Origin of the sequence: Parapedomonas caeni (genome assembly GCF_041060555.1) — a bacterium.
GTDB lineage: Bacteria > Pseudomonadota > Alphaproteobacteria > Sphingomonadales > Sphingomonadaceae > CAUJIW01.
Genome location: NZ_JBEUDS010000019.1, coordinates 1 through 23,697 on the forward strand (window position 1 = coordinate 1; position 23,697 = coordinate 23,697).

Here is a 23,697-nt window from a genome sequence, read left to right on the forward strand (position 1 = left end):
TGCAAACTCCACCATAACGATGAACCCGGTGGCCACCAGCGACGCCGCATTCCGGGGTGGGGCATGCCCCACCCCGGAATACACCATCGCCTACACCGGAAATTACACCACGAGCGCGGACGCTAACGCGCGACGCGCAGCGGTTCCTGAACGAGACATTTGACGCGGACCATTATGGTGACCTCTTGTGGCGTGAGGTACGATAAGATCGGTCGATGACAGATAGACGGTCAGCTGTGTTCCAACATCATGACAGTGTGGAAGCGCATCATCGGGGGTGCTGTCGTGAAACTGTCATATCACAGATGATAGCCACGCGTCATCCGTCGCCCGTCGCAACGGACGGCGGTTGGTCGTATCAACAGGCGGTTCCGGCAAGCGGTTAGCGGTGACGTGGCCGTCACCGCTTCGCCATGGGTTCGCAGCGCGGGGTTCAGAGTGCGGCGATGACCGCGATCTCGACCTTGAACGCCGGCAGCACCAGCGCGCCGCCCAGCGTCGTCCGGGCCGGCGTCGCGCCCGGCACCACCCAGCTGTCCCACACGCTGTTCATCTCGCCGAAACCCGACATGTCCGGCAGGATGATGGTGGCCGACAGCACCTTCGACTTGTCGGTGCCGGCGGCGGCCAGCAGGGCGTCGATCTTGGCCAGCACGTTGCGGGTCTGCTCGGCGACGGTGGCGCCGGTGTCGTCGACCTGGCCGGCGGTGTAGATCACGCCATTGTGAATGGTGGCCTGGCTCATGCGCGGGCCGATGTCGAGGCGGGTGATGGTCATGGCGTGACTCCTGTGCGAGCGGGATGAATCGATGGTCGCCTGCGTAACCGCCGGGCCGGAGGTCGGCAAGAGGGGTGACGCGCACGCGGCCGTCCACAACGAAACAGGGCGGCGCCGGCCGGCACCGCCCCGCGTCGTCGTGATCGGCGCGATGTCAGGCGGCGTCGGCCAACGACAGCGCCTCGCAGCGGCGCAGGTGGTAGGCCACCGAGCCGTAGAGCCCCTCGATCAGCGTCGCCCGCTTGAAATAATGGCCAATCGCCAACTCGTCGGTCATGCCCATGCCGCCGTGGATCTGGATCGCGCTCTGGCCGACCGACTGGCAGGCCTTGCCGATGAACGCCTTGGCCGACGACACCGCGATTGCCCGCTCCCGCGCCTCGGCATCGAGGTTGAGCGTCGCCATGTAGGTCATCGATACCGCCTGCTCGGCGGCCATGAACATGTCGACCATGCGGTGCTGCAGCACCTGGAAGCTGGCGATCGGGGTGCCGAACTGCTTGCGCTGGCGGGCATAGTCCAGCGTGCCCTCGTGCAGCTTCTTCAGGCAGCCGGACGCCTCGGCGCACAGCGCGGCGGTGGCTTCATCGACAACCCGCTCGACCAGCGGCAGGCCGTTACCTTCGTTCCCCAGCAGTGCCTCGGCGCCCACCGCGACGTTTTCCAGATAGACTTCCGACGCACGCCGGCCGTCCACCGTCGGGTAGTCGCGGGTGGTGAGGCCGGCGGCACCCTTCTCGACCAGGAACACCGACACGCCGTCGCGCTCGCGCTGGCCGCCGCCGGTGCGGGCGGTGACGATCAGGTGGCTTGCCCACGGCGCCGCCGTCACCACCGCCTTGTGGCCGCTCAGTCGCCAGCCGGCGCCATCCCGGGTGGCGGTGGTCTTGAGATCGGCGAGGTTGTAGCGGCCCTGCGGCTCGGCATGGGCGAAGGCGCAGGTGGCGGTGCCGGCGATGATCTGGCCGATCAGTGCGTCGGCGGCGGCGCCGCCGGCGTGCTTGAGGAAGCCGCCGCCGACCACCACCGTTTCGAGGTAGGGCTCGATCACCAGCGCCTTGCCCAGCTCCTCCATGACGATCATGTTCTCGACCGCGCCACCGCCGAGGCCGCCGTGGGCCTCGGAAAAGGCCGCGCCGAGAATGCCGAGTTCCTCGGCGAAGGCGCGCCACACCGCCGGCTGCCAGCCGGCGTCGGTGCGGGTGATGCCGCGGCGGGTTTCGAAGTCGTAGCGGTCCGCCAGGTAACGCGCGAGGGCGTCACGCAGCATCGACTGTTCTTCAGTGAAATTGAAATCCATGAAATTTCCCCAATCGAATATTTTTATTAAAGACCAAGAACCATCTTGGCGATGATGTTGCGCTGAATCTCGTTCGACCCGCCGTAGATGGAGGTCTTGCGCATGTTGAAATAGGTGGGCGCCACCCGCCGGCTGTAGTCCGGACCGATCGGGAAGGCGTTGCCGTCCTGGTTGATGCCGCGGAAATAGGGCGCGCCGTAGTGACCGGCGGCCTCCAGCGCCAGTTCGGTGATGCGCTGCTGGATCTCGGTGCCCTTGATCTTGAGCAGCGACGATTCCGGCCCCGGCCCCTTGCCGGCGGACTCCGAGGCCAGCGTGCGCAGCTCGGTGAACTCCAGCGCCTTGAGGTCGATCTCCAGCTCGACGATCTTGCGGGCGAAGTCGGGGTCGCGGATCAGCGGCTGGCCGTCGTCGCCGGCCTCGGCGCGGGCCATCGCCTTGATGCGCTCGATGCCACGCTTGGAGCGGGCGACGCCGGCGATGCCGGTGCGTTCGTGGGCGAGCAGGAACTTGGCGCAGGTCCAGCCCTTGTTCTCGTGGAAGATGCGGTTCTCCACCGGCACCTTGACGTTCTCCAGCCACACCTCGTTGACTTCGTGCTCGCCGCCCAGGGTGATGATCGGCCGCACGGTGATGCCCGGCGTCTTCATGTCGATGAGCAGGAAGGAGATGCCTTCCTGCGGCTTGGCGGCGGGGTCGGTGCGGACCAGGAAGAAGCCCCAGTCGGCGTGCTGGCCCAGCGTGGTCCAGGTCTTCTGGCCGTTGACGATGTAGAAGTCACCGTCCCGCTCGGCGCGGGTACGCAGGCTGGCGAGATCGGAGCCGGCGCCGGGTTCGGAATAGCCCTGACACCACCAGATGTCGCCCGACAGCGACGGCGGCAGGAAGCGCGCCTTCTGCTCCGGGGTGCCGAAGGTGTAGATCACCGGGCCGACCATGTTGATGCCGAACGGCAGGATCGGGATGGTGTCGGCGCGGGCCAGCTCCTCCGACCAGATGTAGCGTTGGGTGGCGGTCCAGCCCGGGCCGCCATATTCGACAGGCCAGCCTGGCGCGACCCAGCCCTTGGCCGCGAGGATGCGGTGCCAGGCGAGATAGTCTTCCTTGGAGAGTTCCTCGCCTTCCTCCATCTTGCCGCGCAGGTGCGCGGGATAGGCCTCGGCGATGAACGCGCGAACCTCGTCACGAAAGGCAATATCGTCAGCGGAAAATTCAAGATTCATAAAAAACGACTCCCCATGAGTTTTACTCAGATTGGCATGGCGTCACGTGGAATGCCAGAGGGGAGGCGCGCGGGCCGACGCGGGCGCGCGCCCGCAGGGTGCCCGGGGCTGGCAGGGCCGGCGGCGTGACCCGGTGGCGGCCGTCAGGGCGACTGTTCAGTCGTTCCGCAGGCACTTGCCGACGTCGTCCATCACCGTCGCCAGCGCCTTGCGGACGTTGCGCGCCTTGCGCTTGACCCGCTTCGACGGGTCGGTGGGGGACCATTTCTTCGGCGACGGCAGGATGGAGACCAGCCGGGCCGCCTCGGTGCGACTGAGTTTCGCCGCGCTCTTGTGGAAGTAATGGCGGGAGGCGGCCTCGGCGCCGTAGATGCCATCGCCCCACTCGGCGACGTTGAGATAGACCTCCATGATCCGCCGCTTTGACCAGAACAGTTCGATCAGGACCGTGAAATAGGCCTCCAGCCCCTTGCGGACCCACGAGCGCTCCGGCCACAGAAACACGTTCTTGGCTACCTGCTGGGAAATGGTGGAGCCGCCACGCAGCTTCTTGCCCTCGACATTGGCTTCCATCGCCCTGGTGATCGCCTCGACGTCGAAGCCGTGATGGTCGCAGAAGCGGGCGTCCTCGGCGGCGATGGCGGCATAGCCGATGCGCAGCTGCATGTCGTCGAGGGTCGTCCAGGTCTGCTGGACGGCCTTGCCCCCGGCGCGATCACGGTGGATCAGCCAGGTGGTCGGCGGATCGATCCAGCGATAGGCCGCCACCCACAGCACGCTGAGGCCGACAACGATGAGCAGGGCGCTGATCAGCACACCTGACAGGCGTTTGAACAGGGGGCGGGTGGGAGAGTCTTCGTCCGTGTCCGTCATGGTCGCGCGCGCAGGAAACAGCAAGGGGTGAGGCGGCCGTGACACTGCCTCAACGTGTGCCCTGACTCAACGGGGTTTGACGGGCGTTGTTGACGTGTTGTCATGCGCCGCGGATCATTGATCACCGATATTTTGATTATTGATAATTGTAACAATATTGAAACAAAAATGAAACGCAATGCCTGTTGTTATTCTCATGAAATGCATGATTGCCCATGGGTGTATTCTATTTTATTTAACTGTATAATATTTCGGAATTTAAGTTGAATCATTGAATATATGTTGATTATTAGGACATTGTTCACGAATTTGTGAAATCTGTTCGGCTCAAAGCAGGGAAACTGTGGGTCGGACAATGGGTGTGTTGCTGAAGGACAAGTGGGCGGGGGTGCTGGCGACGGTGGATCACGCCTTCCAGCCGATCGTCAATGCCCATAGCGCGCTGGTCTATGGTTTCGAGGCGCTGCTGCGCAACACCGGCGCGGCGGGGTTCGACTCCATCGCGGCGCTGTTCGACTCCGCCCATGCCGATGGCGTGCTGCCGTCGCTGGAGACGGCGCTGCGGCGCAAGGCACTGGAGAAGTTCGCGCGGCTGCCGTTCGCGGGCCGGGTCAAGCTGTTCTGCAACGTCGACAACCGGGCGTTCGAGAGCGGCGATGATCGCATCGACCAGACCATGGAGGCGCTGACGGCGCTCAACCTGCCGCCCAGCGCGCTGTGCATCGAAATTTCAGAGCGCCATGGCGCGGCCAACCCGGAGGCCTTCAACGAGATACTGCGCTCGCACCGCCACGAGCGCTTCAAGATCGCCGTCGACGATTTCGGCCAGGGCTACAGCGGCCTGCGCATGCTCTATGACAGCGAGCCGGACATCATCAAGATCGACCGCTTCTTCGTGCATGGCATCGCCGACGACCAGCGCCGCCGGCTGTTCGTCTCCAAGATCGTAGCGCTCGCCAAGTCGCTGGGCATCCTGGTCGTGGCCGAGGGCGTGGAGGAGGCGCGCGACCTCTATGCCTGCCGCGAGATCGGTTGCGATCTGGTGCAGGGCTATCTCATCGCCCGGCCGACCATCGAGCTGACCGAGCTGCAGCTGAGCTACGAGGACCGCATCCGCACCGAAAAGCGCCAGGGGCATCACGGGTCGCTGGTCACGCGCATCGCCGAGGAGCTGGTGGAACTGGCGCCGGTGCGCGACACCGCCACCATCCCCGAGGTCATCGCCCTGTTCGCCGAGACCGGCGTCGATGCGGTGGTGCCGGTGGTGGATGCCGCTGGCGAGCCGGTGGGGCTGATCCGCGAGCAGGACATCAAGCCATTCATCTACAACCCCTATGGCCGCGACCTGCTGGCCAACAAGGGAGTCGACCGCTCGGTGCTGCGCATCACCTCGCGCTGTCCGGTGGTGGAAATCACCGCGCCGGTGGAGCAGCTGGTCAACAATTACGTCACCGACGAGGGCAAGGAAGGGCTGCTGATCGTGCGGGACCGGCAATATGCCGGCTTTCTGTCGTCGCGGGCGCTGATCGGCATGATCGCCGAGCGCAACGTCGCCCAGGCGCGCGACCAGAACCCGCTCACCGGCCTGCCGGGCAACGGGGCCATCCTCGATTTCCTCCGCCAGGCGCTGGCCGACCACGGCCGCCACTATGTGATGGCCTATTTCGACTTCGACAACTTCAAGCCGTTCAACGACGCCTACGGCTTCCGCCAGGGCGACCGGGTGATCCTGTTGTTCGCCAACCTGCTGAAGCTGCACCTGCGGCGCGACGATGTGCTGGTGGCGCATCTGGGCGGCGACGATTATGTGGCCGGCTTCGTCGACATGGAACTCGACGAGGTGCGCCCGCGCGTGCAGCAGCTGGCACAGCAGTTCAGAAGCGACGTCGAGAGCTTCTACGACGTCGCCGACCGCCAGCGCGGCGGCATCCTGGGGCAGGACCGCGATGGCAGCGAGCGGGTGTTTCCGCTCACTCGGGTCTCTACCGTGCTGCTCGACCTGCCGCCCAACCGGGCCTGGCTGACCGAGGACGAGGTGGTGCAGACCATCGCGCTGGGCAAGAAGCGGGCGAAACGCAACCCCGAGGGGCTGGCCGAGATCTCGCCGGCCAACACCGACGTCGTACAGCTGCAGCAGCGGCTGCGCGCGCTGCTGTAGGGGCGTTCCCCAAGCCTCGTCGAATGCCCCCCGAACGACAACGGCAGCGGGTTGCCCCGCTGCCGTCAGCCCGGTCATGGCAATGGCGTGCCGGCGTTGCTCGCGCGTTACGCCGTCGTCGCCAGGCCGCCGTCGACCGGAATCACCGCGCCGGTGACATAGGCGCTGGCGGCGCTCGACAGGTAGAGCGCCACGCCGGCCATGTCGGTGGCGCGGCCGAAGCGGTGCATCGGCGTCATCGCCCGGATGTTGTCGCCGAATTCGGCCTCGATGCCGGCGGTCATCTTGGACGGGAAGTAGCCCGGCGCGATGGCGTTGACCGCGATGTGCGAGGCCGCCATCTTGTGCGCCAGCACGCGGGTGAGGTGGATCACCGCTGCTTTCGAGGCGCTGTAGGACGGCGAGTCCAGGTCATGCGAGACATGCAGGCCCTCGATGGAGCCGATGTTGATGACGCGCGCCCAGTTGTCCTCGCTGGCGGCGGCTTTCAGCAGCGGCAGCAGCTTCTGGGTGGTGAAGAACACCGACTTGACGTTGAGGTCCATCACCTTGTCCCAGCCGGACTCGGGGAAGCTCTCCAGCGGCGCGCCCCACGAGGCGCCGGCGTTGTTGACCAGCACGTCGAGCCGGGTTTCGCGCTTGCCCAGCTCCTCGGCGATGCGCTCGATCTCGCTCATCTCGCTGAGGTCGGCCGGCAGCGGCAGGCAGGTGCCGTGGGCCGACAGCTCACGCGCCAGCGCCTCGCAGGCCTCGGCCTTGCGCGACGAGATATAGACCCTGGCGCCGTTCTCGACATAGGCGCGGGCGAACATCTCGCCCAGGCCCCGGCTGCCGCCGGTGACCAGCACTACCTTGCCGGCGACGGAAAAGAGATCGTTGATCTTGAAACTCATGGATCGGTTACTCCCTGATAAGAACGTGAATGAAGCCATGGGGAAAAACAGGCCGGTCGCGCAACGCGCGCTTCAGGCAGGTTCACCGGCCGCGCGCGCCCGTTCAAGGCGCGTGCGCTCGGCGGGCTCGACTGTACGGATGGCGACGAGAAGCGCAATCCACGCGACAGGGGCGAACAGGCCGACGCTGAAGATCGCCATGCGCAGGTCGCCCGTCACATCGCTGACGAAGCCGATGAAATACGGCCCGATGCCCAGCCCGACCAGTGTGGTGCCGAGGAAGAAGGCGGCGGTCATGCTGCCGCGCATCCGGGGCATCACCAGATCCTGGCAGGTGGTGGCGGCGCCGGCCAGCCACAGGGTCATCAGCAGCTGCACCAGGAAGGCCAACACATAATAATGGTCAAGGTCGCCGGTGCTGAACAGGGCATAGACCAGCGGCACCGGCACGATGACGGCGAACAGGGTGACGTAGAGCCGTCCGGCGGGGCGGCGCCGGCGCAGCCGGTCACCGATGATGCCGCCAAGGCTGGTGCCGATCCAGCCGCCCAGCGCCGCGCCCAGGCCGAGCATGGTGCCGGCCTCGGTGAGCGGCACCTTGAAGGTGACGACGGCGTAATAGGCGGCCCAGGCGGCGATGCCATAGGCGGCGATGGTGATGGCGGCGCTGGCGATGATGATGGCAACCGTGGTCGGCGTCTTCCAGATCAGCTGAAAGCTTGGCTGGTCGCGCAGCCGCAGCGACTGGATCCACGAGAACACGCCATAGGCGCCAATGGCCATGGCGGTCCATTGCACGGTGTGGGCGGTGACGCGCAGCCCGCCAAGCTCCCACAGCACCCGCTGGCGTGCCTCCGGCACCAAGCCGTTGGTCAGCGCCGTCAGGCCCGCGGCCAGCGCCACCACCACGGCCAGCGCCAGCAGGTTGCGCCCCCATTCGCCGCCGGCGGCCTTGAGGCGGGCCAGATGCCAGAAGGTCAGCGGCGGGATGATCGCGGTCATTTCCAGCCATGCCTTGGCGAACGGGCGCGGCTCGCGTGGCTGCGCCAGGCCGTCGGCCAGTCCGCGCACCGGCTCGCGCAGGGTGGCGACCAGCAGCGCCAGCAGGATGCCGGGGATGCCGACGGCGAAGAAGGCCACCTGCCAGCCCTTCAGCCCCCACGGCGTGCTGCCGTCGGCATAGGCGGTCGCCCAGGCATCGACGATGGCGCCGCCGATCACCAGTGAAAGACCGCCGCCGATATGGACGCCGCTGGAATAGAGCGCCAGCGCGGTGGCGCGCTTCTCGCGCGGGAAATAGTCCGACAGCAGGGAGAAGGCGGCCGGGCTGGCGCTGGCCTCACCGATGCCGACGCCGACCCGCGCGGTGGCGAGCTGGGCGAAATTGCCGGCCAGGCCGGAGACGGTGGTGAAGGCCGACCAGGCGGCAAGCCCGATCGCCATCATCCGGGTGCGCACCCAGGTGTCAGCCAGCCGGCCCAGTGGCACGCCGAACAGCGCGTAGAACATGGCGAACACGGTGCCGTAGAGCAGGCCAAGCTCGGTGTCCGTGAGGCCGAGATCACGCTTGAGATCGGCGGCGAGGATGGTGATGATCTGGCGGTCGATGAAGTTCAGCGTATAGACGACGATCAGAACCCCCAGCACGTACCAGGCGTAGGCGCCGCCCACCGTGTGGCCGGGTTGATCCTGTGTCGCACCCGCGACCTCTCCGCGCGCCTCCGGCGCGTCATCCGAACGATTCATGCACCTCTCCCCATGCGGCGTTAAATCACCGGCTTTAAAACAGGGGTAGCCGCTGCTAGGTGCCGTGGCAACAGCAGTGGCCCCATTTCCGGCTTGCCCCCCCCGTCGTCGTGCAGGCATGCATGACCGGAAGCCGGCGCGGGCCGGTCGTTTCCGGAAAGGTGCTTCATGTCGTCGGTGTTGTTTGTCTGCCTGGGCAATATCTGTCGGTCACCGCTGGCCGAGGGCGTGTTCCGCCAGCTCGCCGGCGCGGCCGGCCTCGACCTGCTGATCGATTCCGCCGGTACCGGCGACTGGCACATCGGCCACGCGCCCGACCCGCGCTCGCAGGCGGTGGCCGCCCGCCACGGCGTCGACATCTCCGGCCTGCGCGCCCGCCAGCTCACCGCCGACGATTTCAGCCGCTTTGCCCACATCATCGTCATGGACGACAGCAACCGCGAGAACATACGCGCCTGGGAACCGGAACGCCATGAGGCGCGGGTCAACCTGTTGCTCGATTTCGTGCCCGGCCGGGCCGGTGAGGCGGTGCCCGACCCCTATTATGGCGGCCCCGAGGATTTCGAGGAGACATACCGGCTGGTGCGCGCCGGTGCGGAAGGGCTGCTGCGGGCGATCGTCGGCGGCGGTGTCGCTGCTGGACAGGCTGAATGATGGTCCGCGCCGTGTCTGACGTGCCACCGCCAGCCCGGCGTTCCGGGCGATCATCGATCGCGACGGCGTGCCGGTCGGCTGACAGCGCGTCCGGTCCCAAACGACAACGGGCGCCGTCGATGCGACGGCGCCCGCGATCCGTACCCTGGTGGGGGAAGGCTTAGTTCTTTTCCTTGTCAACCAGCTTGTTGGCGCCGATCCAGGGCATCATGGCGCGCAGCTTGGCGCCGGTTTCCTCGATCGGGTGGCGCTGCGCGGCGATGCGCGAGGCCTTGAGTTCCGGCTGGCCGGCGCGGTTGTCGAGGATGAAGTCCTTGACGAAGCGGCCCGACTGGATGTCGGCCAGAACGCGCTTCATTTCCTTCTTCGTTTCCTCGGTGATGATGCGCGGGCCGGTTTTGATGTCGCCATATTCGGCGGTGTTCGAGATCGAATAGCGCATGTTGGCGATGCCGCCTTCATACATCAGGTCGACGATCAGCTTCAGTTCATGCAGGCACTCGAAATAGGCCATTTCCGGCGCGTAGCCGGCCTCGACCAGGGTTTCGAAACCGGCCTGGACCAGCGCGGTGGCGCCGCCGCACAGCACGGCCTGCTCGCCGAACAGATCGGTTTCGCATTCCTCGCGGAAGTTGGTTTCGATGATGCCCGAACGGCCGCCGCCCACGCCCGAGGCATAGGACAGGGCGATGTCGTGGGCATTGCCGGTGGCGTCCTGCGCCACGGCGATCAGGCAGGGCACGCCGCCGCCACGCTGGTATTCGGAACGGACGGTGTGGCCCGGCCCCTTGGGCGCGATCATGATGACGTCGATGTCCTTGGGCGCTTCGATCAGGCCGAAATGGATGTTCAGGCCGTGGGCGAAGGCCAGCGCCGCGCCGGGGCGCAGATTGCCCTTGATGTCGTCATTGTAGATCGCCGCCTGATGCTCGTCGGGGGCCAGGATCATCAGCACATCGGCCCAGGCGGCGGCATCGGCGTTGCTCATGACCTTGAAGCCCGCACCTTCGGCCTTCCTGGCGCTGGCCGAACCCGGACGCAGGGCGATGGCGACCTCGGCCACGCCGCTGTCGCGCAGGTTCTGGGCATGGGCGTGGCCCTGGCTGCCATAGCCGAGAATGGCGACCTTCTTGGTCTTGATCAGGTTCACATCGGCATCGCGATCGTAATAGACGCGCATGGTGTTCAGTCCTCTTCTCTAACCTGGAAAATCGAAACGCTCTTAAAGGCCGCTGGCGCCGCGTGCAATCGCGACAATGCCGGTGCGGACCACCTCGATCAGGCCCAGCTCCCGCATCAGATCGATGAAGGTATCGACCTTCTCGCTGGAGCCAGTGACCTCGAAGACAAAGCTGCTGGTGGTGGCGTCCACCACCCGGGCGCGATAGATGTCGGCCAGCCGCAGCGCCTCGACCCGCTTGTCGCCGGCGCCGGCGACCTTGACCAGCGCCATCTCGCGCTCGACGTGCGGCCCCTGCACCGTGAGGTCGGCGACCGAATGGACCGGCACCAGCCGCTCCAGCTGGGCCTTGATCTGCTCGATCACCGCCGGGGTGCCGGAGGTGACGATGGTGATGCGGCTGATGCCGCGATCATGGGTGACTTCCGCCACCGTCAGGCTGTCGATGTTGTAGCCGCGGCTGGAGAACAGGCCGATGACACGGGCGAGCACGCCGGCCTCGTTGTCGACGAGGATGGACAGCGTGTGCCGCTCGATTCCGGTGATGGTGAGGGTGTGGGCTTTGGACATGGTCGATTACCGTTCGCAAGGTCCTGTCGGGTCCGGCGGGCCGGGCACGAGGCTGGGAGAGCCCCGTCCGCGCAGGGACGGGGCGGTCGATGTCAGACGAGGGCCTGGGCTGCCTCCGAAAGCGCACCCACCACCTGCTCGGGGCCGAGCAGCATCTCGTTGTGGGCGGCACCCGAGGGCACCATCGGGAAGCAGTTTTCCAGCTTGGCGACGCGGCAGTCCACCATCACCGGGCCGGGGGTCTCGATCATCGTCTTGATGCCGGCGTCCAGCTCGCTGATGTCGTTGATGCGCAGGCCGGTCCAGCCATAGGCCTCGGCCAGCTTGACGAAATCGGGCAGCGCTTCCGAGTAGCTGTGGGCATAGCGGCCCTCATAGGTCAGGTCCTGCCACTGGCGGACCATGCCCATATACTCGTTGTTGAGGATGAACACCTTGACCGGCAGCTCGAACTGCTTGGCGGTGGACATCTCCTGGATGTTCATCAGGATCGAGGCCTCGCCGGCGATGTCGATCACCAGCGCGTTGGGGTTGCCCAGCTGGGCGCCGATCGCCGCCGGCAGGCCATAGCCCATGGTGCCGAGCCCGCCCGACGTCAGCCACTTGTTGGGCTTGTCGAAGCCGAAATACTGGGCCGCCCACATCTGGTGCTGGCCGACCTCGGTGGTGATGATCGGCTCGCGCGCCTTGGTCGCCTCGAACAGGCGGACGATGGCGTGCTGCGGCAGGATCTCGCTGCCCTCCTGGCGGAAGGCCAGGCACTGGCGGGCGCGCCACTGGTTGATCTGGCCCCACCAGTCGTCGAGCTTGCGGGCGGTCAGCCCCTTCGACTTCCAGATCCGGATCATGTCTTCCATCACCCGGCCGACGTCGCCGACGATGCCGATATCGACCATGATGTTCTTGTTGATCGACGAGCGGTCGATGTCGACGTGGATCTTCTTGGCGTTGGGCGCGAAGGCGTCGGTGCGGCCGGTGACCCGGTCATCGAAGCGCGCGCCCAGGCAGACCATGACATCGCTGTCGTGCATGGCGAGGTTGGCCTCGTAGGTGCCGTGCATGCCCAGCATGCCAAGGAACGCCGGCGAGGTGGCGGGGAAGCCGCCCAGGCCCATCAGCGTCGAGGTCACCGGGAAGCCGGTGACGCGCTGCAGCTCGCGCAGCAGCTGGGCGGCCTGCGGGCCGGAATTGATGATGCCGCCGCCGGTATAGAGGATCGGCTTCCGGGCGTTGGCCATCAGCTCGATCGCCGCCTCGATGTCGGCCAGCTCGCCCTTGATGGTCGGCCGGTAGGTCTTGTGCTCGATCTTCGCCGGCTTGCGATAGGTCGCCCGGGCGATCTGGATGTCCTTGGGGATGTCGACCACCACGGGGCCGGGCCGGCCGTTGGTGGCGATGTAGAACGCCTCGTGGATGACATCGCCCAGCCGGTCGACGTCCTTCACCAGGTAGTTGTGCTTCGAGCAGTGGCGGGTGATGCCCACCGTGTCGCATTCCTGGAAGGCGTCGTTGCCGATCAGGTGGGTGGCGACCTGGCCGGTCAGCACGACCATCGGGATCGAATCCATCATCGCGTCGGCGATGCCGGTGACGGCGTTGGTGGCGCCAGGGCCGGAGGTGACGAGAACGACGCCGGGCTTGCCGGTGGCGCGGGCATAGCCTTCCGCCGCATGCGCCGCGCCCTGCTCGTGGCGGACCAGGATGTGGCGGATGCGGTTCTGCTTGAAGATGGCGTCGTAGATCGGGAGTACCGCGCCGCCGGGGTAGCCGAACACCACCTCCACGCCCAGGTCGATCAGGGCCTGGACGATGATTTCCGCGCCGGGGATCGGCTCGCCGTACATGATGGACTCCTCGACTGTGTCGCACTGCAAAAGGAGTGGCAGGGGTAGGGTGTGTTTATTTCAAAGTCAAGCCCATTGATTGTAATTTAATTATAAATTCTCTTATCTGATCGTCATTATCGTGCAACGTGACGGCCGCCCAGTCGCCGAACTGGTTGCGCAGCCAGGTATACTGGCGCTTGGCGTAGCGCCGGGTTTCCCGCGCCGCCGCATCGATGGCGGCGTCCTTTGACAGCTGGCCGGCCTGCCAGGCGGCCAGTTCGCGCACCCCCACGGCCTTCATCACCGGCCGGTCGGCGGGCAGGTTGCGGGCGATGAGCGCGGCCACCTCGTCGGCGGCGCCGGCCTCGATCATCTGGGCAAAGCGGCGGTCGCAGCGGGCGTACAGCCAGTCGCGCGCCGGCAGCAGGATGATGCGGCCAACCGGGCCGAGGCCGGGCTTGCCCGCCAGCCCGCCCTGGGGCTCGGCCTGCCAGTCGCTCAGCGGCCGGCCGGTGGCCAGCACCACCTCCAGCGCGCGGGAGATGCGCTGGCGGTCGCGCGGCATCAGTCGGGCGCTGCACGCCGGGTCGAGCCGGGCCAGCTCGGCGTGCAGGGCCTCGGGGCCGAGCGCCGCCATGCGGGTGCGTACGTCGGCGCGCACCGCCTCGGGGATGTCGGGCACGGCCACGATGCCGTCCATCAGCGTGCGCAGATAAAGCCCGGTGCCGCCAATGACGATCGGCAGTCGTGCCGCGGCCCAGGCGGCCTCGATCTCCCGGCGTGCCGCCTCGGCCCACCAGGCGGCGGAGCTGATGTCGTTGCCGTCGAGCACGCCATAGAGGCGGTGCGGCGCGCGTGCTTCCTCCTCGGGCGAGGGGCGGGCGGAGAGCACCCGCAGGTCGGCGTAGAGTTGCAGCGCGTCGGCGTTGATGATGACGCCGTCCGACCGCTCGGCGAGATGGAGCGCAAGCGCGGACTTGCCGCTGGCCGTCGGTCCGGCAATAAGCACCAGCGGTTTGAGAGGAGTCGTCATGTCCATGCTGGTTGCCACGCTCGTTGCCCCCTGGGAAGGCCCGATGCTCGAAATGGCGCAGCTGCGCGCCGGCGAGGCGGCGCTGGCGGCCGCCGGTGCCCGGGATGTCGCGTCGGACTGGCTGGAGCCGGGCCGCGCCGCCGACATCCGGTTCAACGGCCTGGAACAGCCGGTGGCGCGCGCGGCGGTCGAGGGCGCGCTGGGGGCGGCGCTGGTGGATGTCATCGTCCAGCCGGAGGCGCATCGTCGCCGGCGGATGCTGGTGGCCGACATGGACTCCACCATGATCACCATCGAGTGCATCGACGAGCTGGCGGACTATGCCGGGGTCAAGGCGCATGTCGCCCAGGTGACCGAGGCGGCGATGCGCGGCGAACTCGACTTCGAACAGGCGCTCGACGGCCGGGTGGCGCTGCTCAAGGGACTGCCGGAATCGGTGCTGCAACTGTGCTACGACGAGCGCGTGCGCTTCACGCCCGGCGGCAAGGCGCTGATCGGCACCATGAACGCCCATGGCGCCCTGACCGTCCTGGTTTCCGGCGGCTTCACTTTTTTTGTCGACCGGGTGGCCGCGACGCTCGGCTTCCGGCTGGCCAGGGCCAATGTGCTGGCGATCGCCGACGGCGCGCTCACCGGCATCGTGCATCGGCCGATCGTCACCGCCGAGGTCAAGCGGCGCACGTTGCTCGACGAGGCGGTGTCGCGCGGCATCGCGCCGGCCGACTGCCTGTCGGTGGGCGATGGCGCCAACGACATCCCGATGATCGAGGCGGCGGGGCTGGGCGTTGCCTTCCACGCCAAGCCGAAGACCCAGGCGGCGGCCAATGCCGCCATCCGCCACGGCGACCTGTCGGCGCTGCTGTTCGCGCAGGGCTACCGGCGCGCGGACTGGGTGGAAGGCTGAGGTTCGCGTCCGGCGGTTACCAGCCGGCGTGCTTGTCCTTCTTGGCGGCGAGAATGCGACGGTAGGAAAGCAGGCCCTTGCGGATGAGCTGGGCGCGACGGCTCCACAGCTCGGCTTCCTTGAGTACGATGCCCACCAGATGGGCCTGGCCCGGCTGGTTGTAGAGATCAAGCACGATCTTGTCGGCGCCTGCCCAGGCCTTGTCGATCAGGTGAACATAGTCTTCGGAGATATCGTCGTCGACGCGCACGATATAGTTTGACTGGGTGAGCTGCTGCAGGAACTCGGCGTGGGTGATCGGCATGATCCGGCTTGGCTCGTTGGCGATCCAGTCCCTGAACTCCGGCGCCATCAGTACACTGTCGTTGGACATGAAGAACTCGGTGAACAGCGCCAGCCCGTCGGGCTTCATGCTGTCCTCGATGCGCCGCAGCAGATCGAGCTTGTTGGCGACCAGCGAGATGAAATTGTCGGCCAGCAGGCGATCGTATTTGCGTTCGAACGGCTTCTCCGCCGTCAGGTCGAGCAACGCAAGCGCGGCCTTCTTGGCCATGCCGGCCATGGTCGAGAGCTGGTTGCCGCCGGCGACCAGCGATGGCGAGCTCTCGTAGCCGGTCACCCAGACGCCGAAATGCTCGGCCAGCGTCCGTGCCGGGCCGCCGAGGCCGGCGCCCAGATGCATCATGCTCATCTCGGGGCTGAGGGTCAGCAGCTTGGACATCGCCACGACATATTCCGGTCCGCCCGGCCCGCAGAAGCCACGCCCCCAGATGAGCTGGGCGACATCGATACGGTTCTGATCCCAGGGATCAATGGGTAGTTCGCCTTCCTCGGTGATGTTCGAGGTCTCGCCCTGCAATGGCGTTGCCACGATCTCGGTGGTCTCGACCGGCTTGGGCGCGCGTTCCGGCGCCGGGGCGCTGGTCTGGCCCAGGTTGGCGCGTCGCGCCAGCTCGTCCGCGTCATAGCCTTCCCACCACGCCTTCAGGCGGAGCCCGAAGGGGATTTTCTTGGCGGTCTTGGTAGCTGCCTTGGCCACGGCTCAACTCATTCCCCGGTCATCAGTGGTGACGGACGGCTGGCGTGCCATGACCGGCCGTCATGTCGGCCGCGATGACACGCAGGGCAAATGTTACGGCGGGCTCGCCCAGGATGAAGGCCAGCGCCAGGCCATTGTCTGCCTGTCGGGCGACAGTGGCGGTCATGGCGCCGGCGGTCGGGTGATGCAGGGTGAGCACGGTGCCGGCTGGCACCATGGTTGGCGTTTCCACGAAGGCGCCTGCCGCCGAGATGTCGCACAGGCGCGCGGCCAGATGGCCATCCGGCAGCTCAAGGGCGCAATGGCTCCAAATCCTGTATCGGGGTGTCTCCCGGCGTTCGGTCAAGACACCGCTCAATCCCTCCGCCATCCTGTTGTCTCTCATCAAGAGCTTCAGCGTTCTACCCCATTAGGACGCGGATGACCAAGAATTGGTTAACGCGGGAGTGCCTGCCGGGGCTGCCGCGTCCGGCTGTCAGGCGATCGGCCGGGGTGCCAGGGCGTCACTGAAGTCAGGGACTTGCACAAAGCTGAACGCTCGATTAACGCTAAGGCATCACGGGCAACGGGGGGCTCGTGAACGCGGCTTCGGTTGAGAGCGGGCTCAGCCCGGCATTCCCGAAGCCGCGTACTCCCGTTCCGGGGCCAACTCGTTGAAATCAACCTGAAAGCGTATTCTCGACTCGGGCGTGCCGGTGTCGGTCTCCTCGAGTCGTGGCAGCTGCGAGCCGCGTCGGGGATCGAATCGGTGGCGATACGGAATTCCGGCGAGCCCACGACTCCGGTTCGCATCCGGTATATTGCAACCTGCCGTGAGTCAGGGCCGCGCCGGCGCTTCAGGCGGTCAATTGCTCGTGACGCGAAGCGCGAAGCAGGCCAGCCCGGCCCGGCTGAGGATGGCGCACCGGGCGTTTGCCTCGGCGCGTCCGGCGAACGGTCCCACCTGCAGGCGCACGACGCTGCCGTCGGGCGCGGGCGCGTAGGTGGGGGCCAGGCCGCGCAGCGAGTCGCGGTGCCGGGCCTGCAGCTGTGCCCATCCCTGCGCCGCGCTGTCCCGCGAGCGGAACGCGCCCACCTGCAAGCGCCAGTCTCCGGCGGCCGCGGTTGCGCCGTCGGGGGTGGCCGATGCCGCCGTGCGCCCCGGCGGGGGGGCGGCGCGGGGTGATGGCGCGGCGACTGCCGCGGGAAGGGCAGGGGCATCGGTGCCGTAGGTGACAGCGACCGTGGGAGGCTTGTCGGCAGGCGTCGCCGCCGGCGAGGTGGGCTCGTCGCCGTAGCCAACCCTGACGCCGTGCGGCGGCGGCGGGGATGGCAGGGCCGGTTCTTCCGGCGCGGTGGCGACCACGATATGGCTGGCCCGACGCTTGTCGTCGGCCGAGACGTGGCGGCTCATTTCCGCCAGTGCTTCTTCGGCTTCCGGCAACGACGCCTTCGCGGCGGCCTCGGTGTAGGCGTAGGCGCGCGGCCAGTCGCGCGCGACGGCCTCGCCGTTGAAATGGAGTACGCCCAGCATGTAGAGCGCGCGGGGCTCCCCCCTGGCGGCGGCGGCCTGCCACAGTTCGATCGCCCGCTTGCGGTTGGCCAGCGGCGGCTCGGCGAAATAATAGATCGAGCCCAGGTTGGCCTGGGCCGATACATGGCCCAGGGCGGCGGCGCGTTCATAATAGTCGACGGCGATCTTCAGATCGGGCGCCACGCCACGCCCCAGACGATAGGCCTGGCCAAGGTTGAACAGCGCGTTGGGTTCGTTCTGCGCCGCGTAGGGCAGCCACTCGGCGATGGCGCCACCATAGTCACCGGCCTGATATTTCTGCACCCCGGTCTGCACATCGGCATGAACAGCGACGGACAGGGTCATGAAACTCGCGGTCAAACCCAGTGCCAGCGCGGTAATGCGTTTCATCACGTTCAGTCCCAACACCTGCCGCGGCCCCGTCAGGCCGCCATGGTTAACGCGTAGAGCATTAAGGGGCGAATGTTTACGGCATTGTTAACCGCAAGGCGGGGGAGGGGAGGGCGGGTCCGGCGCCAGGCGGCGGTCGCTCCCGGCCGTGCCTGTCGCCGTCGCACTCGACTTGTTTCGTCGGCACAAGAAGTTGGTAACCCTATGTTAAAGCCCGCCGGGTGATGCTGACTGTGGTGCTCTGCAATCGAGAGGACAGCAGCTCATGCGCGTTTTGGCGTTTGCCTCACAAAAAGGTGGTTCGGGCAAGACCACGCTTAGCGGTCATATCGCCGTGCAGGCCGAACGGGCCGGCGCGGGTCCGGTCGTGCTCATTGATATCGATCCCCAGGGCTCGCTGTCCGATTGGTGGAACGAACGCGAGGCGGAGACGCCGGCCTTTGCCCACACGACGGTCAGCCGGCTGATGACGGATCTGGAGGATCTGCGCGCCAAGGGCTTCAAGCTCGCGGTCATCGACACGCCGCCGGCCATCACCGTCGCCATCCAGAGTGTTGTCGCTGTCGCCGACCTGGTGGTGGTGCCGACCCGGCCGAGCCCGCATGACCTGCGCGCCGCCGGTGCCACCGTCGATCTGGTGGAGCGGGCGGGCAAACCGCTGGTATTCGTGGTCAACGCCGCCACGCCGCGTGCCAAGATCACCTTCGAGGCCGCCATCGCCCTGTCGCAGCATGGCACCGTGGCGCCGGTGACGCTGCATCATCGCACCGATTTCGCGGCCTCGATGATCGACGGCCGCACCGTCATGGAAGTCGATCCCAACGGCAAGTCGGCGGGCGAGATCGAGACGCTGTGGACCTACTTGTCGGACCGGCTGGAAAAGAACTTCCGCCGCACCGTGTTCGCGCCGCGCGTGCCCCTGGCTGCCGCCGGCGGACAGCGTGCCGGCGGCTTCGGCCGCAAAGCCGCGTTCGGCGAATAACGGAGACGGCCCATGTATGACTCCAAGCCCGCGGCTTCCCTGACGGCCGGCCTGCTGGCCCGCAAGGGTCACGCCCGCCCCGCCATCCGGCCGCAACAGGTGGCCGCCGATTATGACCTTGGCATGAGCACCCCGGCGCCGACGCCGAACCGTGCCCGCGCCCGGCTGGTGATCTCCGAACGCGAAACGCTGCCGATCCCGCCAGCCGACTCCTCCCCGGTCGCCGCTGTCCAGGCGGAGATCGCCGAGCGCCTGGCCGCCGCCGCCGCCGTCGACGAGGTGGCGCCGGTCGCCGTCACGGCGCCGGTTGTCGCCGACGAGCCGGTCGCCGAGCCCGAACCGGTTGCCGTCGCGGTTGCCGCATCAGCCGCCGCCGCCCCCGAGGCCACACCCCGGCCGCGCGCGGAGCGTGGCAGCAAGCCTAAGTCGGCGTTCACGCTGCGGCTTGATGGCGAACGTCATCTCAAGCTGCGACTGCTGTCGGCGCACAAGCACAAGTCGTCGCAGGCACTGCTGATCGAGGCGCTGGATCATTATCTCGCCGCCAGCGCCGCGGATTTGCCGGCGGCCAATACCTGCGTGTGCCGCGCGATCGCGCAGGACTGAGACCGCCTGGATTCAGGGAGATTGGGCATGATGTCGCCTATGCTGATTGGCCGCCCGACCCTGCTGGGTTCGCTGAGCCTGATCGCGGTGCTGGCCGCCTGCGGCAGCACCCGGACCGCCGCCACTTTCAACAATGTCGCACCGGCGGCGGGGCGTGCCGCGCCGCCGTCCGCGTCCGCGCCCTCCTCGTCGGCGATGACCGGGCTGGTGGCTGGCGCGCTCAGCAATGGTGACGCCGAGGCCGCGGTCCGGCTGGCCCAGCTCGGCGTGATGGCCGCACCGCAGGATGCGGCGGCGCTGGTGGCCCTGGGCCAGGCCTATGTCGCGGCCGGACGGTTCATGGACGCGTTGACGCCGCTGGCGCAGGCTGGCGCCATTGATGCCGCCAACCCGCGCATCCAGGTCACATTGGCGCTGGCGCATCTGGGGTCCGGCGACGTTACCCGGGCGATGCCGTTGCTGGCCGGGCTGGAGCCCCTGGCGGCCAGTGATCCGGCCCTCGCTGCTGATGTCGGCCTGGCGCTGGCGCTGTCGGGTGAACACCGCCGGTCGCTGATGGTGCTGGAGGCCGCCGTGCGGGATCCGCGTGCCACCGTGCGGACACGCCAGAACCTTGCCTTGTCCTATGCGCTTGCCAATGACTGGGCGCGAGCCCGGGCGATGGCGGCGGTCGACCTCATCGGTCAGGACGTGTCCGGCAGACTGCAGCAATGGGCCGCGCTGGCCGCAGCCCGGCCCGGTGACCGGCTGGCGACGTTGATGGGTGTCGTGCCCGCTGGCGATTCGCCGATGCTGGCCGCTGCCGCGCCGCAGGCGCCGGCTTTGTTGACCGCTGCCGCGCCGCAGGCGCCGGCTTTGTTGACCGCTGCCGCGCCGCAGGCGCCGGCCCTGCTGGCCAAACCGGCCGAGATCGCCAGGTCCGCCGAGGTTGCACAGGCGGCGGCGCCCGTGGCCGCCGTCGCCACCGCGGTCGCTGAGCCCGCCGAGGTGCCGGCGCCGGTCGTCGCCGTGGCGGTTGAACCGACGACCGTGGCAGTTGCCGCCGTTGCCGCTGAACCTGTGGCACCGGTCGCCGCCAAGCCGGCATTCGTGCCATCACCGCCGAAGTTGATCGCCCGCAACGACGCTGCGTCGGCGCCAGCCACCGTCAAGGTCAATCTGGTTGCTGCGACTCCGGCAGCCGTCGAACCCCGGCCGGCGCCGCCGCCGGTGGCGACGCCGCATCCGCCGGTATCGATGAAGGTCGCGGTGTCCGGCCCGGTGACCGCCAAGGCGCCCGCCGGTGGCTGGACCGTCCAGCTGGCAGCTTATCGTCATGAGGCGAGCTTCACCTGGGGCTGGCGGAGCCTGCGCAATGCCCATCCGGCCACGCTGGCGACCTATGAGCCGACGCTGACCGCCGCTGGCGCCAGTGGCTTGCGTCGTCTGGTCGTGGGAGAGTTCAGCAGCCGCAAGCAGGCCTATCGCCTGTGCGCCGCGCTGCGCCAGGAGGGCGGTTCATGCTTCGTCCGGCATATGCCGGCGGAACCGGCGACCCAGATGGTGTCGCGCGCACCCGACGCCACGGCGCTCTGAAGTTCGTCGGCCGCATGAGCCTATAAAGCAGCCGCCGGTCCCGCCGGCGGCTGTTGACGTCATAGCTCAATTCGTCAGGACATCCCGCCCGTCGCGCCAGACGCCGCGCACCCGCCCCTGCACCAGCAACCGGTCGAGCGGCGTGTTCTTGGCCGTTGACCTCAGTGTTTCGGCGTCGATCTGCCAGGGCGCGCCGGCATCGAACAGCAGCAAGTCGGCGGCCTGGCCGACGTCCAGTCGGCCACCATTGAGGCCGAACAGAGCCGCCGGTTTGCTGGTGAGCTTGGTCATCAGCGTCGGCAGATCGAGGATGTCGTTGTGCACCAGGCTCAGGCTGGCGGCCAGCAGCGTCTCCACACCCACCATGCCGGCTTCCGCCTGGGCGAAGGGCAGGCGTTTGTCTTCCTGGGTGCGCGGATCGTGGCCGGAGGCGATGACGTCGATGGTGCCGTCGCGCAGGCCTTCGACCACCGCCAGCCGGTCGGCCTCGGTGCGCAAGGGCGGCGACAGGCGGGCGAAGGTGCGATAGTCGCCGATGGCGAAATCGTTGAGCAGGAAATGTGCTGGCGTCACGCCACAGGAGACCCGCACGCCACGGTGCTTGGCCCGCCGCACGGCGTCGATCGAGGCCGCGCAGGTCACCTGGGCGATGTGCAGCCGGGCGCCGGTTGCTTCCGCCAGCCGGACGTCGCGTTCCACCATCAGGCTTTCCGCCAGCGTCGAGGCCGCCGGCAGCCCGAGTCGCAGCGCGTAGTCGCTTTCCGTGGCGCAGGTGCCGTCGGTCAGCGTCTCGTCCTCGGCGTGGGCGACCACCAGCGCGTCGAAGCCGCTGGCATATTGCAGCAGCCGCAGCATGACGCCGGTATCCATGATGCCGCGCCGGCCGGTGGCGACGGCGCAGGCGCCCGCCTCCAGCGCGAGGCCGATCTCGGCCAGTTTGCGGCCTTCCAGCGCCCGGGTGGCGGCGGCCAGCGGCCGGACCTTGACCACGTCCTGGCCCAGTCGGCGGACCCGCTCGATGGCGGCCGGGCCATCGAGCACCGGCGACTGGTCCGGCATCAGGCAGACCTTGACGACACCGCCGGCGATGGCGGCGGCCGGTTCGACCTTGAACACGCGGGTGTCGATCAGCGCCGGGGCCAGCAGGCGGCCGTCGCAGTCGATGACGGTGGCGTCGGCGGGGGTGGCGATGGCGCCAACCTCGGCGATGCGGCCGCCTTCCACCAGCAGGCCGCCCAGGCCGTCGAGACCGGAGGCGGCATCGAGCAGATGCGCGTTGATGAAGGCGATGCGGCTCATGCCCGGCCTCCCGTCGCACCGATGCTGCCGTCGGCCCAGCCGGCGATGCCGCGTCGTTTGCGGGTCAGCACGTCGAGGCAGGCCATGCGCACGGCGACGCCCATTTCCACCTGTTCGGCGATGGCCGAGCGCACCAGATCGTCGGCGACCGCCGTGTCGATCTCGACGCCCCGGTTCATCGGCCCCGGGTGCATCACCAGCGCGTCCGGCTTGGCACGCTTCAGCCGCTCCCCGGTGAGGCCGTAGAAGTGGAAGAACTCACGGGTGGAGGGGATGTAGCCGCCCTGCATCCGTTCCTTCTGCAGGCGCAGCATCATCACCACGTCGGCGCTGTCGAGCCCCTTGTCCATGTCGGTGAACACCTCGACGCCCAGCCGTTCGATGCCGGCGCCCAGCAGGGTCGGCGGCGCGACCACGCGCACCCGCGCCCCCAGTGCATTGAGCAGCTGGAAATTCGAGCGGGCGACCCGGCTGTGCAGGATGTCGCCGCAGATGGCGACGGTCAGCCCCTCGATGCGGCCCTTGCGGCGGCGGATGGTGAGCGCGTCCAGCAGGGCCTGGGTCGGGTGTTCGTGGCGGCCGTCGCCGGCGTTGATGACGGTGCAGTCCACTTTCTCGGCGATCAGTTGCACCGCGCCGGAGTCCTGGTGGCGGATGACGATGATGTCCGGGTGCATGGCGGCCAGCGTCAGCGCCGTGTCCAGCAGTGTCTCGCCCTTCTTCAGCGACGAGGTGCCGGGCACCATGTTGACGCAATCGACGCCCAGCCGCTTGCCGGCGATCTCGAACGACAGCAGCGTGCGGGTGGAATTCTCGAAAAAGGCGTTGACCTGGGTCAGGCCCGCCAGCCGGTCGTGACGCTTGTGGGTCGAGCGGTTCGACTCGATCCACTGTTCCGCCTCGTCGAGCAGATAGGCGATCTCCCACGGCTGCAGGCCGGTGATGCCCAGCAGGTTCGTATAGGGGAACGGATGCAGGCCCGGCGGCGTGCGATGGGAGGCAGGGGCGGGAGATGCGGATGTCATTAAGAGGCGGTCTATAATCCTGTCCCGGGGGCTCGGCAAGGGCGGCCCTCAAGCGCCCCGCCGGGACATGCGCGACCCCCAACCGAGCGTCTAGCCATGGCGGTCCGGGGACGCTAAAAGCGCCGCCAAC

Annotated in this window: 21 protein-coding genes; 6 read left to right on the plus strand and 15 right to left on the minus strand. The window is 67.6% G+C overall.

Going from position 1 to position 23,697, the window contains the following annotated elements:
* Positions 1 to 433: 433 nt before the first annotated feature.
* The 4 genes from ABU113_RS12515 to mtgA form a co-directional block, all read right to left on the minus strand.
* Positions 434 to 778: a RidA family protein gene (locus ABU113_RS12515; protein ID WP_454559832.1), complete on the minus strand. Its 345-nt coding sequence runs from the start codon at positions 776 to 778 to the stop codon at positions 434 to 436.
* A gap of 154 nt (positions 779 to 932) precedes the next feature.
* Positions 933 to 2,078: an acyl-CoA dehydrogenase family protein gene (locus tag ABU113_RS12520; protein WP_454559833.1), complete on the minus strand. Its 1,146-nt coding sequence runs from the start codon at positions 2,076 to 2,078 to the stop codon at positions 933 to 935.
* A 26-nt stretch (positions 2,079 to 2,104) separates the two neighbouring features.
* Positions 2,105 to 3,301 (minus strand): acyl-CoA dehydrogenase family protein, encoded by a 1,197-nt coding sequence (locus ABU113_RS12525; protein WP_454559834.1) that lies wholly within the window; start codon positions 3,299 to 3,301, stop codon positions 2,105 to 2,107.
* A 156-nt stretch (positions 3,302 to 3,457) separates the two neighbouring features.
* On the minus strand, positions 3,458 to 4,174 hold the full coding sequence (gene mtgA, locus ABU113_RS12530; protein WP_454559835.1) for a monofunctional biosynthetic peptidoglycan transglycosylase: 717 nt from the start codon (positions 4,172 to 4,174) through the stop codon (positions 3,458 to 3,460).
* Positions 4,175 to 4,529: 355 nt separating this feature from the next.
* On the opposite strand from mtgA, the gene ABU113_RS12535 reads away from it, so the two are divergent.
* Positions 4,530 to 6,332, plus strand: coding sequence for an EAL domain-containing protein (locus ABU113_RS12535; protein WP_454559836.1), 1,803 nt, complete (start codon positions 4,530 to 4,532; stop codon positions 6,330 to 6,332).
* Positions 6,333 to 6,439: 107 nt separating this feature from the next.
* Here ABU113_RS12535 and ABU113_RS12540 read toward each other — a convergent pair whose 3' ends face one another.
* The gene (locus ABU113_RS12540; protein WP_454559837.1) at positions 6,440 to 7,225 is read right to left on the minus strand and encodes an SDR family oxidoreductase; all 786 of its coding nucleotides are present in this window, start codon (positions 7,223 to 7,225) and stop codon (positions 6,440 to 6,442) included.
* A gap of 72 nt (positions 7,226 to 7,297) precedes the next feature.
* Entirely contained in the window at positions 7,298 to 8,971 is a 1,674-nt protein-coding gene (locus ABU113_RS12545) for a spinster family MFS transporter (protein WP_454559838.1), read from the minus strand.
* A gap of 168 nt (positions 8,972 to 9,139) precedes the next feature.
* On the opposite strand from ABU113_RS12545, the gene ABU113_RS12550 reads away from it, so the two are divergent.
* Positions 9,140 to 9,625, plus strand: a complete 486-nt coding sequence (locus ABU113_RS12550) for a low molecular weight protein-tyrosine-phosphatase (RefSeq protein WP_454559839.1) — start codon at positions 9,140 to 9,142, stop codon at positions 9,623 to 9,625.
* A gap of 160 nt (positions 9,626 to 9,785) precedes the next feature.
* Here the strand turns inward: ABU113_RS12550 and ilvC are convergent, their stop codons facing one another.
* The 4 genes from ilvC to miaA all read right to left on the minus strand — a co-directional run bounded on the left by ilvC (position 9,786) and on the right by miaA (position 14,234).
* Positions 9,786 to 10,805, minus strand: a complete 1,020-nt coding sequence (gene ilvC, locus ABU113_RS12555; RefSeq protein ID WP_454559840.1) for a ketol-acid reductoisomerase — start codon at positions 10,803 to 10,805, stop codon at positions 9,786 to 9,788.
* A 42-nt stretch (positions 10,806 to 10,847) separates the two neighbouring features.
* Positions 10,848 to 11,375 carry an acetolactate synthase small subunit gene (ilvN, locus tag ABU113_RS12560; RefSeq protein WP_454559841.1) on the minus strand — a complete coding sequence of 176 codons (528 nt, stop codon included), beginning with the start codon at positions 11,373 to 11,375 and terminating at the stop codon, positions 10,848 to 10,850.
* Between the two features lie 92 nt (positions 11,376 to 11,467).
* Positions 11,468 to 13,219: an acetolactate synthase 3 large subunit gene (locus ABU113_RS12565; protein ID WP_454559842.1), complete on the minus strand. Its 1,752-nt coding sequence runs from the start codon at positions 13,217 to 13,219 to the stop codon at positions 11,468 to 11,470.
* Positions 13,220 to 13,274: 55 nt separating this feature from the next.
* Positions 13,275 to 14,234, minus strand: a complete 960-nt coding sequence (miaA, locus tag ABU113_RS12570; RefSeq protein WP_454559893.1) for a tRNA (adenosine(37)-N6)-dimethylallyltransferase MiaA — start codon at positions 14,232 to 14,234, stop codon at positions 13,275 to 13,277.
* A 4-nt stretch (positions 14,235 to 14,238) separates the two neighbouring features.
* Here miaA and serB point away from each other — a divergent pair, with 4 nt between their 5' ends.
* Positions 14,239 to 15,138 carry a phosphoserine phosphatase SerB gene (gene serB, locus ABU113_RS12575; protein WP_454559894.1) on the plus strand — a complete coding sequence of 300 codons (900 nt, stop codon included), beginning with the start codon at positions 14,239 to 14,241 and terminating at the stop codon, positions 15,136 to 15,138.
* 16 nt (positions 15,139 to 15,154) lie between these two features.
* Here the strand turns inward: serB and ABU113_RS12580 are convergent, their stop codons facing one another.
* The 3 genes from ABU113_RS12580 to ABU113_RS12590 all read right to left on the minus strand — a co-directional run bounded on the left by ABU113_RS12580 (position 15,155) and on the right by ABU113_RS12590 (position 18,080).
* Positions 15,155 to 16,177, minus strand: a complete 1,023-nt coding sequence (locus tag ABU113_RS12580) for an SAM-dependent methyltransferase (protein WP_454559843.1) — start codon at positions 16,175 to 16,177, stop codon at positions 15,155 to 15,157.
* 22 nt (positions 16,178 to 16,199) lie between these two features.
* Positions 16,200 to 16,523 (minus strand): PilZ domain-containing protein, encoded by a 324-nt coding sequence (locus ABU113_RS12585; protein WP_454559844.1) that lies wholly within the window; start codon positions 16,521 to 16,523, stop codon positions 16,200 to 16,202.
* A gap of 498 nt (positions 16,524 to 17,021) precedes the next feature.
* A complete protein-coding gene (locus ABU113_RS12590; protein ID WP_454559845.1) occupies positions 17,022 to 18,080 on the minus strand; it encodes an SPOR domain-containing protein in 1,059 nt (352 codons plus the stop codon).
* 265 nt (positions 18,081 to 18,345) lie between these two features.
* On the opposite strand from ABU113_RS12590, the gene ABU113_RS12595 reads away from it, so the two are divergent.
* From ABU113_RS12595 to ABU113_RS12605, 3 genes are read left to right on the plus strand one after another with little or no spacing between them, the layout of a single operon-like run.
* Positions 18,346 to 19,062: an AAA family ATPase gene (locus ABU113_RS12595; RefSeq protein WP_454559846.1), complete on the plus strand. Its 717-nt coding sequence runs from the start codon at positions 18,346 to 18,348 to the stop codon at positions 19,060 to 19,062.
* A gap of 12 nt (positions 19,063 to 19,074) precedes the next feature.
* Positions 19,075 to 19,668 carry a hypothetical protein gene (locus tag ABU113_RS12600; protein ID WP_454559847.1) on the plus strand — a complete coding sequence of 198 codons (594 nt, stop codon included), beginning with the start codon at positions 19,075 to 19,077 and terminating at the stop codon, positions 19,666 to 19,668.
* Positions 19,669 to 19,695: 27 nt separating this feature from the next.
* On the plus strand, positions 19,696 to 21,243 hold the full coding sequence (locus ABU113_RS12605; protein ID WP_454559848.1) for an SPOR domain-containing protein: 1,548 nt from the start codon (positions 19,696 to 19,698) through the stop codon (positions 21,241 to 21,243).
* Positions 21,244 to 21,309: 66 nt separating this feature from the next.
* Here ABU113_RS12605 and ABU113_RS12610 read toward each other — a convergent pair whose 3' ends face one another.
* Both ABU113_RS12610 and ABU113_RS12615 read right to left on the minus strand, forming a co-directional pair.
* Complete coding sequence (locus ABU113_RS12610) at positions 21,310 to 22,542, minus strand: amidohydrolase family protein (RefSeq protein ID WP_454559849.1); 1,233 nt, start codon at positions 22,540 to 22,542, stop codon at positions 21,310 to 21,312.
* Positions 22,539 to 23,567 carry an aspartate carbamoyltransferase catalytic subunit gene (locus ABU113_RS12615; protein ID WP_454559850.1) on the minus strand — a complete coding sequence of 343 codons (1,029 nt, stop codon included), beginning with the start codon at positions 23,565 to 23,567 and terminating at the stop codon, positions 22,539 to 22,541. Before ABU113_RS12615 ends, ABU113_RS12610 begins: the two co-directional genes overlap by 4 nt.
* Positions 23,568 to 23,697: the final 130 nt, after the last annotated feature.